At 64.1% G+C, this 12,533-nt stretch carries 13 protein-coding genes; 6 read left to right on the top strand and 7 right to left on the bottom strand.

Features of this window, described 5'->3' with window-relative positions; translation table 11 throughout:
- Positions 1-38: 38 nt before the first annotated feature.
- Positions 39-689, bottom strand: coding sequence for a 3-oxoacid CoA-transferase subunit B (locus tag LPJ38_RS12315; protein ID WP_145632595.1), 651 nt, complete (start codon positions 687-689; stop codon positions 39-41).
- A 21-nt stretch (positions 690-710) separates the two neighbouring features.
- A complete protein-coding gene (locus LPJ38_RS12310; RefSeq protein ID WP_008546160.1) occupies positions 711-1,418 on the bottom strand; it encodes a CoA transferase subunit A in 708 nt (235 codons plus the stop codon).
- A gap of 273 nt (positions 1,419-1,691) precedes the next feature.
- Here LPJ38_RS12310 and LPJ38_RS12305 point away from each other — a divergent pair, with 273 nt between their 5' ends.
- From LPJ38_RS12305 to LPJ38_RS12290, 4 genes are all read left to right on the top strand, one after another.
- Positions 1,692-3,584, top strand: coding sequence for an AsmA family protein (locus LPJ38_RS12305; protein WP_167520441.1), 1,893 nt, complete (start codon positions 1,692-1,694; stop codon positions 3,582-3,584).
- A gap of 228 nt (positions 3,585-3,812) precedes the next feature.
- Positions 3,813-5,198, top strand: coding sequence for an ABC transporter substrate-binding protein (locus LPJ38_RS12300; protein WP_145632602.1), 1,386 nt, complete (start codon positions 3,813-3,815; stop codon positions 5,196-5,198).
- Between the two features lie 94 nt (positions 5,199-5,292).
- Positions 5,293-6,165 carry a carbohydrate ABC transporter permease gene (locus tag LPJ38_RS12295; RefSeq protein ID WP_035998764.1) on the top strand — a complete coding sequence of 291 codons (873 nt, stop codon included), beginning with the start codon at positions 5,293-5,295 and terminating at the stop codon, positions 6,163-6,165.
- A complete protein-coding gene (locus LPJ38_RS12290; RefSeq protein WP_145632606.1) occupies positions 6,162-7,013 on the top strand; it encodes a carbohydrate ABC transporter permease in 852 nt (283 codons plus the stop codon). Before LPJ38_RS12295 ends, LPJ38_RS12290 begins: the two co-directional genes overlap by 4 nt.
- On the opposite strand, the gene LPJ38_RS12285 is transcribed toward LPJ38_RS12290, so the two are convergent.
- From LPJ38_RS12285 to LPJ38_RS12270, 4 genes are read right to left on the bottom strand one after another with little or no spacing between them, the layout of a single operon-like run.
- Positions 7,010-7,513 (bottom strand): DUF6622 family protein, encoded by a 504-nt coding sequence (locus LPJ38_RS12285; protein ID WP_231088616.1) that lies wholly within the window; start codon positions 7,511-7,513, stop codon positions 7,010-7,012. The two genes, LPJ38_RS12290 and LPJ38_RS12285, sit on opposite strands and share 4 nt — an antisense overlap.
- A 12-nt stretch (positions 7,514-7,525) precedes the next feature.
- Positions 7,526-8,338 (bottom strand): ABC transporter permease, encoded by an 813-nt coding sequence (locus LPJ38_RS12280; protein ID WP_145632609.1) that lies wholly within the window; start codon positions 8,336-8,338, stop codon positions 7,526-7,528.
- 4 nt (positions 8,339-8,342) lie between these two features.
- Entirely contained in the window at positions 8,343-9,257 is a 915-nt protein-coding gene (locus LPJ38_RS12275; protein WP_145632612.1) for an ABC transporter permease, read from the bottom strand.
- Entirely contained in the window at positions 9,254-10,426 is a 1,173-nt protein-coding gene (locus tag LPJ38_RS12270) for an ABC transporter ATP-binding protein (protein ID WP_145632615.1), read from the bottom strand. The genes LPJ38_RS12275 and LPJ38_RS12270 overlap by 4 nt, the downstream gene beginning before the upstream one ends.
- 71 nt (positions 10,427-10,497) lie before the next feature.
- Here LPJ38_RS12270 and LPJ38_RS12265 point away from each other — a divergent pair, with 71 nt between their 5' ends.
- Both LPJ38_RS12265 and LPJ38_RS12260 read left to right on the top strand, forming a co-directional pair.
- A complete protein-coding gene (locus tag LPJ38_RS12265) occupies positions 10,498-10,776 on the top strand; it encodes a hypothetical protein (protein ID WP_347339024.1) in 279 nt (92 codons plus the stop codon).
- Positions 10,773-11,090, top strand: a complete 318-nt coding sequence (locus LPJ38_RS12260) for a type II toxin-antitoxin system RelE/ParE family toxin (protein WP_231088615.1) — start codon at positions 10,773-10,775, stop codon at positions 11,088-11,090. Before LPJ38_RS12265 ends, LPJ38_RS12260 begins: the two co-directional genes overlap by 4 nt.
- Here LPJ38_RS12260 and LPJ38_RS12255 read toward each other — a convergent pair.
- Entirely contained in the window at positions 11,071-12,531 is a 1,461-nt protein-coding gene (locus LPJ38_RS12255; protein ID WP_145632618.1) for a glycerol-3-phosphate dehydrogenase, read from the bottom strand. The genes LPJ38_RS12260 and LPJ38_RS12255 overlap by 20 nt on opposite strands.
- Positions 12,532-12,533 lie beyond the last annotated feature (2 nt).

The following is a 12,533-nucleotide window of genomic DNA, read 5'->3' as shown; positions in this document are numbered from 1 at the left end:
CACGGACCCTGTCGTGATGCGCGCCCGGCGTTTCTCGCTTACGTGTTCTTCAGCGCGACGCGGAATTCGGCTTCGGTCTTGGACTTGACCTCGTCGAGCGTGACGCCCTCGGCGAGCTCGATCAGGGCCATGCCGCCGTCGCCGTGCTTGTCGATGGTGAAGACGGCGAGATCGGTGACGACCATGTCGACCACGCGCTCACCGGTCAGCGGCAGGTTGCACTGCTTCAGGAGCTTCGGGCCGTCCTTGGCGGAATGCTCCATCACCACGACGACGCGCTTGACGCCGGCGACGAGATCCATCGCGCCGCCCATGCCCTTGACCATCTTGCCGGGGATCATCCAGTTGGCGAGATCGCCGTTCTGGGCCACCTGCATCGCGCCGAGGATCGACAGATCCATGTGGCCGCCGCGGATCATGCCGAAGGAATCCGCGCTCGAGAAATAGGACGTCGAGGGCAGCTCGCTCACGGTCTGCTTGCCGGCGTTGATCAGGTCCGCGTCCACCTCGTCTTCATACGGGAACGGGCCCATGCCGAGCATGCCGTTCTCGCTCTGCAGGCTGACGTCGATGCCGTCGGGGATGTAGTTCGAGACCAGCGTCGGGATGCCGATGCCGAGATTGACGTAATAGCCGTCACGCAGTTCCTTCGCGGCGCGCGCGGCCATCTGTTCACGGGTCCAGGCCATATCAGTTCTCCTGTGTCGCGCTTAAGCCGCAGGCCGCGGGCGGGTGTTGCGGAATTCGATGCGCTTCTTGGCCGTGCCGACCTCGACGATGCGCTTCACGAAGATGCCGGGCGTGTGGATGTGGTCGGGATTGAGTTCACCGGCCGGAACCAGATGCTCGACCTCGGCCACCGTGATCTTGGCGGCGGTCGCCATCATCGGGTTGAAGTTGCGCGCGGTCTTGCGATAGATCAGGTTGCCGGCGGTGTCGCCCTTCCAGGCATGCACGATGGCGAGGTCCGCGAACAGGCCGCGCTCCATCAGGTATTTCTCGCCGTCGAACTCCTTCACTTCCTTGCCTTCGGCGATCAGCGTGCCGACACCCGTCTTGGTGTAGAAGGCCGGAATACCGGCGCCGCCGGCGCGGATGCGCTCGGCCAGCGTGCCCTGCGGATTGAATTCGAGTTCCAGCTCGCCGGCGAGGAATTGCTGGGCGAACAGCTTGTTCTCGCCGACATAGGACGAGATCATCTTCTTGATCTGCCGGGTTTCCAGCAGGCGGCTGAGCCCGATGCCGTCGACGCCGGCATTGTTGGAGACCACTGTCAGGCCCTTGACGCCGGACTCGCGGATCGCATCCGACAGCTCCTCGGCGATGCCGCAGAGGCCGAAGCCGCCCGACATGATCATCATGTTGTCTTTCAGAATGCCTGACAGAGCCGACTTGGCGTCGGGATAGACCTTGTTCATGCAAATGACCTTCGACTGAACCTTCGGCTTGCGGGCGTCGCGCCTTATTGGCGGCGATTATTAGGCGAAATCCTCCGAAGCCGTCAATGATACGGGGGTTCTCCGTTCCGCCGCCGGGTGATAGAAGCTGCTCACGCCGTGAGCAGAATCGTCCGCGGCCTTGAAAGCGACAAGAAAACCCATCAAGTTGCGGGGGTTGGGCGTGGGCACGCAGGTTTCCCGACCCGCCCTTCTGGCTCCAACAACCAACCCGATCAGGACATGCCATTGACCATGGCTCAAGGAATGAAGCGCCTCGGGACGCCGATCGTGGCGCTGCTCGGCGTGGCGCTGATCGCCCTGATCGCGACGTCCTGGCTCATCAACCGCGACGCGCTGCGCAAGGCGGTGGAAGCGCAGATTCGCGACGTGACCGGGCTCGAGCTCAGTGTTGCGGGTGCCATCGACATCTCGGTGCTGCCGGCAAGCTACATCTCCTTCCACGACGTCGGCCTCAAGGGCGGCGGCGCCAGCGATCCCGCGCTCCATATCGACGTGCTCACCGCCAATCTGCGGCTGCTGCCGTTGCTGCTGCAACGCTTCGAGATCGCCGACCTGACGCTGCTGCGACCGCGCATCCATGTCAGCCTGAAGCCGGACGGCGAGAGCAATTGGACACCCTTCATCCAGACCATCGCGCGCACCATGAAGCCCGGCGCCGAAAACCAGGTCTCGTTCTCCGAGATCAGGATCCAGGACGGCGTCCTCAATTACGAGGACGCCGCCACGCACGGCACCGAGAAGCTCGAGGACATCGACCTGTCGCTGGCCTGGCCCTCGATCTCGCGCTCTTTCGCCGCGACCGGACAGTTCGACTGGCGCGGCGAACGCGTCGACGGCACGATCAGCTTTTCCGATTTCGTCGCCGCCCTCTCCGGCGAGCGCTCGGGGTTGAAGGCGCGGATCGCGAGCGCGCCGCTCAAGCTCGCCTTCGACGGCAGCGTCGCCAACCGCACCAGCCCGATGATGGAGGGCACGCTCACCATCGACAGCCCGTCCTTGCGCAACGCGCTGCGCTGGACCGGACAGCCGCAGCCCGCCAGCGGCGGCTTCGGCCGCTTCGCCCTGAAGGCGCGCGCCAACGTCGTCGGCGCCTCGATCGCGCTCACCAACGTCAATGTCGAGCTCGACGGCAACACCGCCGAAGGCGTCATGACCTACGCCAACAACGGTCGCCAGGCGCTGCAAGCAACCCTCGCCGCCGACGCGCTCGACTTCACGCCCTATATCTCGACCTTCCGCCTGCTCGCGAGCGGAGCGCGCGATTGGAACAGGCAGCTGTTCGACCTCAACGGATTGTCGACCACCGACCTCGACATGCGCCTTTCGGCAGCAAAGCTGACGGTCGGCCCGACGAAGCTCGGCCGCACCGCGATCGGTGCCAATTTGCGCAACGGCACGCTGGCGCTGTCGGTGGGCGAGGCCCAGATCTATGGCGGCATCGCCAAGGGCTCGTTCGGCATCGCGCGCGCCGAGAACGTCGCCGACATCAAGGCGCAATTCCAGTTCACCGACGTCGACCTCCAGGCCTGCGCATCCGAACTGTTCGGCCTCAACAAGCTGTCCGGCCGCGGCAACATCAACGTCTCTCTCTTCGCCTCCGGCTCAAGCCCGTTCGGCCTCGTGCAGTCGCTCGACGGCAGCGCCACGGTCACCGGGCATAACGGCGCGATCTCGGGCTTCAATGCCGAGCAGCTGCTCAAGCGCCTGGAACGGCGGCCGCTGTCGGGCGGCGGCAATTTCCGCAGCGGCTCCACGCCCTACGACAGCCTCACCATCGCGGTGAAGTTTTCGGACGGGATCGCCACCGCCGAGGACATCCGCATCGAAGGGCCCACGGCGAAGATCACGCTGACCGGCACCGCCTCGGTGCCGACCCGCGAATACGACATGAAGGGCGTCGCAAGCCTCAACACGGCGTCCGGCTTTCAATTGCCCTTCATGGTGCAGGGGCCCTGGGACGATCCTCTGGTCTTCCCCGATCCCGAAAGCCTGATCCGGCAATCGCCCGCGGCGTCTCCCTTCCTCGATCTCCTGAAGCAACGCATCACCGGGGGTGGAAAGCGCCCGGCCCAGGACGGATCGCCGACGGCCGAGAATGCCAAAGAGGGCGCCAAGTCGAATTGAGAGTCCGACCCGAGCCAGGAATTCGAACCGAGGATTCGCGCTCCATCAAGCGACGCGAATTGATAGGGGCGAATTGATGCGGCGATTGGATCGATGCGTGCATTCAGCATCTCTCCTGCCCGACATTACGCGACCTTGGTCTGACAAGATGGCGCTAGATCGGCCTCCCGCCATGCGCTAGTGTTTTATACGACCGGTTAAAACACCGGCCGTTTGAGGGAGAAAAACGTGAAATCCAAGGTTATTGGCACAGTTTCATTGGTGGTCGCTGCGGCTGGGCTGTTTGCCGCCACTGCGCCCGCATTTGCGCAACAGAAGACGATCACGGTCTGGTGGGTCAAAGGCTTTTACAAGTCCGAGGACGAAGCGCTCGCCGAGACGATCAAGAAGTTTGAAGCCAAGACCGGCATCAAGGTCGAATTGTCGCAGTACGCGATCCAGGACATGATTCCGAAGACCGTCGCGGCGCTCGATGCCGGCACCGTGCCCGACGTCGCCTATTCCGACAGCTACGACGTGCAGGTACAGGGCAAGTGGGCCTATGAGGGCAAGCTCGAGGACCTCACGGACGTGATGGACCCCATCAAGGGCCGGTTCGTGCAGAACACGCTGGACGCCTCAATCCTCTACAACGACGTCGCCAAGAAGAAGGCCTATTACGGCTTCCCGCTGAAGCAGCAGAGCATGCACGTCCAGATCTGGAACGACATGCTGGAGAAAGCCGGCTTCAAGCAGAGTGACATCCCGAACGACTGGACCGGCTACTGGAGCTTCTGGTGCGACAAGGTGCAGCCGGCGATCCGTAAGGCCACAGGCCAGCGCATTTATGCCGTCGGCCAGCCGATGGGCGTGGAATCCACCGACTCCTTCCAATCGTTCTACACCTTCATGGATGCCTACCACGTCAAGCTCGTCGACGACGACGGCAAGCTGCTGGTCGACGACCCCAAGGTGCGCGACGGCCTGATCAAAGCGCTGAAAGACTACACCGACACCTACATCAAGGGCTGCGCCCCGCCCTCCGCGACCACCTGGAAGGACCCGGACAACAACGTCGCCTTCCACAACAAGACGATCGTGATGACCCACAACTTCACGATCTCGATCGCGGCGAAATGGTACGAGGAGTCACAGAATCAGAACCTCACGCCGGAACAGCGCGAGGCCGGCAAGAAGGCTTATGAGCAGGACATCGTCACGGCGTCCTTCCCCAAGGCTCCCGATGGCCCGACCATCAAATATCGCTCCGACGTCAAGACGGGTCTGATCTTCACCGCGGCCAAGAACAAGGCCGAGGGCAAGCAATTCCTCAGCTTCCTGCTGCAGGAAGAGAACATCCGTCCCTACATCGAGGGCGCGCTCGGCCGCTGGTTCCCGGTGACGAAGGAAAGCCAGGAGAGCCCGTTCTGGCAGGCCGACAAGCACCGCAAGGCTGTCTACACGCAGTTCAAGGGCGGCACCTCTCAGTTCGACTTTACCAGGAACTGGAAGTTCACGATCTTGAACAACGAGAACGTGTGGGCGAAGGCGATGAACCGCGTTGTCAGCGAGAAAGTTCCCGTCGACAAGGCCGTTGACGAGCTGATCGCCCGGATCAAGCAGGTCGCGGGCTAAGTCGTCCGCCCCTTCTCTCCGCGTTGCGGGGGATAGTGCAACAACAACACCGGCCGCGTCTCGCGGCCGGCTTCTCTTTGAAGAGTCCGAAAGAATGGCGATCACGCTCTCTGGCGATCAGGCAATACCCGGCCCGCCCCTGTCGTCGCGGCTGACCCCGGCGCAGGTCTGGGGCATCCTCCTGCTAACACCCTATCTGCTCGTCTTCCTTGCCTTCGTCGTCTATCCCGTCTGCTACGGGCTCTGGCTGGCACGCGATCCGGCGAACTATGTGGCGCTGTATCACGACCCGATCTTCGCGCGCGCTGCAATCAACACGCTGATCTTCCTGGTCGTCGGCATCAACATCAAGATGATGATTGCGCTGTTCCTGTCCGGCTTTTTCGCGCAGCAGCGCACCTGGATCAGATGGCTGTCGGTGATCTTCATCCTGCCCTGGGCGGTGCCGTCGATCCCGACCATCCTGTCGGTGCGCTTCATGCTCAATCCTGAATGGGGCATGGTCAACCACTTCATCTTCTCCCTGACCGGCGATGACGGCCCGAACTGGCTGAACGACCCGACCGTCGCGCTCTGCATGGCGATCGCCGTGCACATCTGGAAGTCGCTGCCGTTCTGGACGCTGATCCTGATCACCGGGCGCCTTGCGATCTCGCACGATCTGTTCGAGGCCGCCGAGGTGGATGGCGCGAGCTGGTGGCAGAAATTCCGCTACATCACCTGGCCGTCGATGCAGACGCTCTACGTCACCTGCACGCTGCTCTCGATGATCTGGACGCTGGGCGATTTCAACAGCGTCTACCTGCTCACCGGCGGGGGACCTGCCGACCTCACGCACGTGCTGGCGACGCTCGGCATCCGCTATCTCCGGCTCGACCAGCTCTCGCTCGCGATGGCATCCATCGTCTGCGCGATGCCGTTCGTGCTGCCGCTGGTTTACTTCATGATGAAACGGTTGTCACGATGAAGCTCCCCTCTCTCCGTGACGTCGCGACGGAAGCGCGGCTGCTGCTGATCGGCATCCCCGTCTTCCTGTGGACGATGATCCCGATCTATCACATGTTCCTGTTCGCGATCTCCCCGAAGGAGGACGCGTTCTCGGGCAAGCTGTGGCCGGACCATCCGACGCTGCACAACTTCGAAATCGTGTTCAAGCAGCAGCATTATTTCCTGCGCGACTTCTACGTCCAGTTCTGGAATTCGACCGTGATCGCCGTCTCCGTCGGTGTGCTCACGCTGTTCATCGCGACCTCTGCGGCGTTCGCGATCTCGCGATTGAAGGTGCCGGGCGGGCGCGCCGTGCTGAACCTCGCGCTCTTCACCTATTTCATCCCCGCGGCGTTTCTCGCCGTACCGATGTACCGCACCATGGGCAATTACGGCCTGCTCAACAATCACTGGTCGCTGATCCTGGCCATGGTGACGATCGCCTCGCCTTACGCGATCTGGGTGCTGAAGCAGGCCTCCGACAAGCTGCCGGTCGAGCTGGACGAGGCAGCGGTGATGGACGGCGCCACCACGCTGCAGATCTTCCGTCTGGTCTACCTGCCGCTGATGATGCCTTCGCTGGTCGCGATCGGCACCTATGCGGTGCTGCTGGCCTGGAACGAATATCTCTACGCGTTCCTCCTGCTGTCGAACGACCGCGAGATCACGCTCCCCGTCGCGCTCGGCAACTTCCTCGCCGCAGACGATTCTCCCTGGGAGCTGCTGATGACAACCGGCTTCATCTACGCCCTGCCGCCGGCCGCGGTCTATTACGCCTTCCGCCGCTACATGGTGGGCGGGCTCACGGCGGGTGCGGTGAAGTCCTAGGTATTTGCCGCACGCTTCCGGCGATAGGCGATCAGAAGCGCGATCGTCGAGCCAATGAAATAACCAGCGGTCGCGCCCGAGATGGCGCGGCCTATCAGCATTGCCAGTGCTCGATCGCCGGCATCGATAGCCGAGATCACGCCGACCATATATTGCAAAGAGAACACGACGAGGTTGCGGATCAGGCTTAGCACGCTACCCGGACGCATGAGCTCGCCGGTCACAGGATCCACTTCGAAGGACCATGGCGTCAGCAACCCCACTGGCGAGAGCGCCAGCGCGGCCGAGATCCAGGCGACCAGAGGCCATGCACTGTCTTGAGGTCCGCCGTTGCTGCGTGAAATGCCCCAGATGATGAAGACAACCGGCACGATCAGCGCACGCCAAATCGGCGACCTGCGTGGCTGCATCGCCTTGATGCCCTGCCAAGCCAGGAAGGCCAGCAGCAGCCAGACCCAGAGCGGCGTTTGGAACAGGACCTGATAGGCGAACATCATCATTCGTCCTCCACCCTACAGCGGCGCCGCGCTCTCGCCCTGCGAGCTCGACAGCTTTGAAGCGAGCGAGGCGATCACGATCACCACCGCGATCAGGGCGATCACCAGCGTGCAGATCGCGTTGATCTCGGGCTTCACGCCCAACCGCACCTCCGAGTAGATTCGGATCGGCAGCGTCGCCGAGCCGGGGCCGGTGGTGAAGCTCGCGATCACGAGATCGTCCAGCGACAGCGTGAAGGCCAGCATCCAGCCCGCGACGATCGCCGGCGCGATCAGCGGCAGCGTTACCATCGCGAAGGCGCGGACGGGGTCGCAGCCGAGATCCATTGCGGCCTCCTCCAGCGAGCGATCGAGCGAGCCGAGGCGGGATTGCACGACCACGGCGACGAAGCACGTCGTCAGCGTGGTGTGGGCGATCGTCACCGTCCAGAAGCCGCGCTCGGCGTTGAGCGCCACGAACAGCAGCAGCAGCGACAACCCGGTGATCACCTCGGGCATCACAAGAGGTGCATAGAGCATGCCGGAGAACAGCGTGCGGCCGCGAAAATGCTCGCCGCGCGACAGCGCAACCGCGGCGAGGGTGCCGAGCAGCGTCGCGATGGTCGCCGAGGTGACCGCGACCCGCAGGCTCATCCAGGCCGCCTCGATCATGGCGCGGTCATTGAAGAACTCGTGATACCAGCGCAGCGACCAGCCGCCCCACACCGTCACCAGGCGTGAGGCGTTGAAGGAATAGATCACGAGGATGAGGATCGGCAGATAAAGGAACGCCAGCCCCAGCGCCAGCGAAGCGATGTTGAAGGGGGAGAGACGAGAGAGCTTGCGCATCGTCTCAGCCCCCCTGTTCCAACTGCCGCTTCTGCAGCCGCTCGTACAGCAGCAGCGGCACCAGCAGCACGACCAGCAGCACGATCGCTGCCGCGGACGCGACCGGCCAGTCCTTGTTGGTGAAGAATTCGAGCCAGAGGGTCTGGCCGATCATCAGCGAATTGGAGCCGGCCAGGAGGTCCGGGATGACGAACTCGCCGACGATCGGGATGAAGCACAGCAACACGCCGGCGCCGACGCCCGGCAGCGACAATGGGAAGGTGACGAGCCAGAACACCTGCCAGGGCGGCGCGCCGAGATCACCGGCCGCTTCCTCCAGCGACGGCTCCATCTTGGCGAGCGTAGCGTAGAGCGGCAGGATCATGAACGGCAGATAGGAATAGACGATCCCGATATACATCGCGCTGTCGGTGGAGAGCCACACCACAGGCTGACTGACCAGATGCAGCGCCAGCAGGATCTGGTTGAGCAGACCGTCGTGCTGGAGGATGTTGATCCAGGCATAGATGCGGATCAGGAACGAAGTCCAGAACGGCACGATCACCAGCACCATCGCCACCGCCTGCCAGCGCTTCGGCAGCCGCGCCATGCCATAGGCGATGGGGTAACCGATCAACAACAGGAGCGCAGTCGCCGTGACGGCGACGGTGAGGCTGCGCACATAAGCGAACACATAGAGGTCGTCGGAGACAAGCAGCCTGAAATTATCAAGCGACAGGGCGGCGAACGCCGCCTTCAGCGCGTCCCATCCCGCCGTCAGGTCGAACACGGGCTCGTAAGGCGGCTGCGCGATCGCCGTCTGCGACAGGCTGATCTTCAGCACGAAGGCGAACGGCACCAGGAAGAACAGCGCCATCCAGACGTAGGGCGCAATCGCGGCAAAGCGCGCCGGGCGCGCGAAGATGCGACGGGAGCTCATGGCGGCAGCACCACGCAATCGTCGGGCGTGAACCAGGCAACGACGTTCTGATTCACGCTGTATGCGTCGGTCTCGATGCGCGCGCTGTTGACGACCGAAGCTTGCACCATGCCGCCGGCGTCGAGCTTCACCTTGTAAGTGGTGGTGCCGCCGAGATAGCAGATGTCGGCGATCACGCCCTCCAGGCTGTTGATCGCCGTTTCACGACCGACCTCGGACACCGGCCCGCGGCGCGACAGCTTGACCTTCTCGGGCCGGATCGCGACCGACAATGCGGTCTCGCCCACGGGCTCGCGCGGCTCGGCTGTCACCAGCGTGCCGGCTTCACGCGTGGCGATCACCAGGTGATGGCCGTCACGCAGCTTGAACTCGCCCTCGAACAGATTGACGTCGCCGACGAACTCCGCGATCCAGCGCGACCGCGGCGTCTCATAGAGCGCGCGCGGAGCCGCGACCTGCGCCAGCTTGCCGGCCTTCATCACGCCGATCCGGCTCGCCATCGTCATCGCCTCCTCCTGGTCGTGGGTGACGATGATGAAGGTCATGCCGAGCCGGCGCTGCAGCTCCATCAGCTCTCCTTGCGTGCTCTCGCGCAGCTTCTTGTCGAGCGCTGCGAGCGGCTCGTCGAGCAGCAGCAGTTGCGGCCGTCGTGCCAGCGCCCGCGCGAGTGCCACGCGCTGGCGCTGGCCGCCGGAGAGCTGGTCGGGCTTGCGCTTCTCGAGGCCCTCGAGCTTCACCAGCGCCACCATCTCCGCAACACGCGTGGCGATGTCGGCGCGCGCCATGCCGGCGCGCTTCAGGCCGAAGGCGATGTTGTCGCGCACCGACAGATGCGGAAACAGCGCGTAATTCTGGAACATCATGTTGATCGGGCGCTCATGCGGCAGCGCCTGCGCGATGTCCTTGCCACCGAGGAGGATGCGTCCCTCGTCCGGCGCCTCGAAGCCTGCGAGCATGCGGAGCAGCGTGGTCTTGCCGCAACCGCTGGGGCCGAGCAGCGCGAAGAACTCTCCGGCCTTGATGTCGAGCGAGACGCCGTCCACGGCCCGGAACGTGCCGAACGTCTTGGCGATGCCCTCGATACGCAAGAGCGGCTGCCCGGCCGTGGGATGTGCATCTCCGCCGGCCGCATTGGCCGCGGCGTCTGTTCTGGGCAACTCGTCCGTCATGGTCCCTGCCAACCCCGATTCCGCCGCACGCTAGCGGCCGATCGCCCTTTGCTCAACCGGCTCACAGATGAATGTCCCAAATTGGCCTTCAGAACGGGCATCAAAAGGCGTATGATATGGATATGACCAAGTTGCTGGATCAAGCCCTGAAGATCGCGCGCAGTCTGCCGGCTGACGCGCAGGATGATATTGCCCGGATCGTGCTCCAGCTCGCCGGCGCTGAAGCCTCTCCCATCATCCTCTCGCACGATGAGCGGTCGGCAATTGTCCGATCGAAGGAGGCCGCCGCGCGAGGCGAGTTCGCAACCGAGGCTCAGGTCCGCGCGACTTGGGCCAAACACGGCCTGTGAATATTCGCTATACGCTTCCGGCGCTAGCGGACCTCGAGTCCATTCTGACCTACATTGCGGAGACGTCTCCTCAGGGAGCGGCGCGCGTCCAAAAGCGCATTCAGGATGTGATCAGCCTGTTACCAGCGCATCCGGAAATTGGTTTACGGACTGACGATTCGGACATCCGAAGGCTGACCACAACGCCCTACCCATTTCTCGCTTCTACGAAATTAACGGCGAGGAGATCATCATCCACGCCATTCGTCATGGCGCTCGCGATCCCGGCGGGATGCCCGGCAAGCGCGGCTCCGTCTAGCTTGCTCCCGCCATGAACGCGGCCAGCGCGTCACGATCCGCCGCGGGCATGGTGAGGCCGAGCTTGGAGCGGCGCCACAGGATGTCGTCGGGAAAACGCGCCCATTCATGGCTCATGAGAAAGCGCACCTCGGCGCCGGTCAGCTCCGGACCGAAGGCCGGGCCGAGCTCTTCGCGTGTCTTCGCCTCGCCGAGCACCGCCGGCAGACGCGAGCCATAGGCGCCGACGAGGCGCCGGGCCTGCGGCTCCGACAGAAAGCGCCAGCGGTCGCGTGCGAGGTCGACCTCCGTGTCGAAATGATCCCAGGCAAAATCGCCACCGGGCAGCGCCGTGCCGGCGGTCCAGGGCGGCGACATCGGATAGAACGGCGTCAGATGCGTCACCGCCCGCTCCGCGCGCAGCCGTGAGGTGGTGACGTCACCGCCGAACATCGTGATCAGCGGCGCCTTGCGCCGGCGCGCGTGGAACAACGTCGTGGTATCGCGTCCTCGCACAGACGCCAGCGTCAGGTTGACGCCGGAGACCGTCCGGACCACGTCGGTCGGGTGGACGCGCTCGCGGAAATAGCGGCTGGCGGCTTCGCAGAGATAGCCGACATCGGCTCCACGCATCGCCACGATCGCGGGATCGCCGGTGAATTCATGCGTGACCGTGCCGATCAGGGTGAAGTCGCGTTCGAGCGGCTGAGCGAAGATCAGCCGCCCGTCGTTGTTCTGGAAGACGTAGACGTTATCGGACTCGAACAGGCTGGGCACGATGATCTGGCTCATCTGCGTTGCTGCCATCGGCGCTTGCTGATGCCGCAGCACGGTCTCCGCGACCATCGGCGTCCACGCCCCGGTGGCGTTGGCCAACGCCCGGGTCGTGATCGTGCGGCGGTGACCCCGATCGACCACCGCGAGGCGCCAGATGTCGGTTCGATCGGCGCGCACACAGCGCGCGCCGGTCCGGATCGCCGCGCCACGTTCGGCGGCATCGCGCGCCGTCAGCACCACCAGGCGGGAATCGTCGACGACGCAGTCCGAATAGGCGAACGCCGTGCCGAACGGACGCTTCAGCGCGTTGCCGACCGGATGATGCGTGATGTCGAGGGTCGTCGCGACAGGCAGGCCGCTCCGGCTGGAGAGGCCGTCATAGAGCAGCAGGCCGGCGCGCAGCAGCCATGGCGGACGTTCCTCGGCATGCGCGGGGATCACGAACTGCATCGGCCGGACCAGATGCGGCGCGATCCTGAGCCAGGTCCGGCGCTCGGCCAGCGCTCGGCGCACCCGCCAAAGGCCGCGACGTTCCAGAACCGAGAGATCGCCATGGATCAGCCGCGGTGTCGCCGATGACGCCGCGCCGCCGAGATCGCCTTGCTCGAACAGGATGACCCGCAAGCCGCGGCCGGCCGCATCGCGCGCAAGGCTGACCCCGTTCAGCCCGCCGCCGATGATCGCAAGGTCGTAATCCGCCATGA

The sequence above is a fragment of the Bradyrhizobium daqingense genome, assembly GCF_021044685.1.
Taxonomy (GTDB): domain Bacteria; phylum Pseudomonadota; class Alphaproteobacteria; order Rhizobiales; family Xanthobacteraceae; genus Bradyrhizobium; species Bradyrhizobium daqingense.
The sequence above is the reverse complement of the archived record's forward strand: the minus strand, read 5'-3'. Positions and strand labels throughout refer to the sequence as shown.

Bases quoted from the DNA above. Each gene is read 5' to 3' on its own strand.
- LPJ38_RS12315 (WP_145632595.1), bottom strand. From the start codon at position 689: ATGGCCTGGACCCGTGAACAGATGGCCGCGCGCGCCGCGAAGGAACTG.
- LPJ38_RS12310 (WP_008546160.1), bottom strand. From the start codon at position 1,418: ATGAACAAGGTCTATCCCGACGCCAAGTCGGCTCTGTCAGGCATTCTG.
- LPJ38_RS12305 (WP_167520441.1), top strand. From the start codon at position 1,692: ATGGCTCAAGGAATGAAGCGCCTCGGGACGCCGATCGTGGCGCTGCTC.
- LPJ38_RS12295 (WP_035998764.1), top strand. From the start codon at position 5,293: ATGGCGATCACGCTCTCTGGCGATCAGGCAATACCCGGCCCGCCCCTG.
- LPJ38_RS12290 (WP_145632606.1), top strand. From the start codon at position 6,162: ATGAAGCTCCCCTCTCTCCGTGACGTCGCGACGGAAGCGCGGCTGCTG.
- LPJ38_RS12285 (WP_231088616.1), bottom strand. From the start codon at position 7,513: ATGATGATGTTCGCCTATCAGGTCCTGTTCCAAACGCCGCTCTGGGTC.
- LPJ38_RS12280 (WP_145632609.1), bottom strand. From the start codon at position 8,338: ATGCGCAAGCTCTCTCGTCTCTCCCCCTTCAACATCGCTTCGCTGGCG.
- LPJ38_RS12275 (WP_145632612.1), bottom strand. From the start codon at position 9,257: ATGAGCTCCCGTCGCATCTTCGCGCGCCCGGCGCGCTTTGCCGCGATT.
- LPJ38_RS12270 (WP_145632615.1), bottom strand. From the start codon at position 10,426: ATGACGGACGAGTTGCCCAGAACAGACGCCGCGGCCAATGCGGCCGGC.
- LPJ38_RS12265 (WP_347339024.1), top strand. From the start codon at position 10,498: ATGTCCCAAATTGGCCTTCAGAACGGGCATCAAAAGGCGTATGATATG.
- LPJ38_RS12255 (WP_145632618.1), bottom strand. From the start codon at position 12,531: ATGGCGGATTACGACCTTGCGATCATCGGCGGCGGGCTGAACGGGGTC.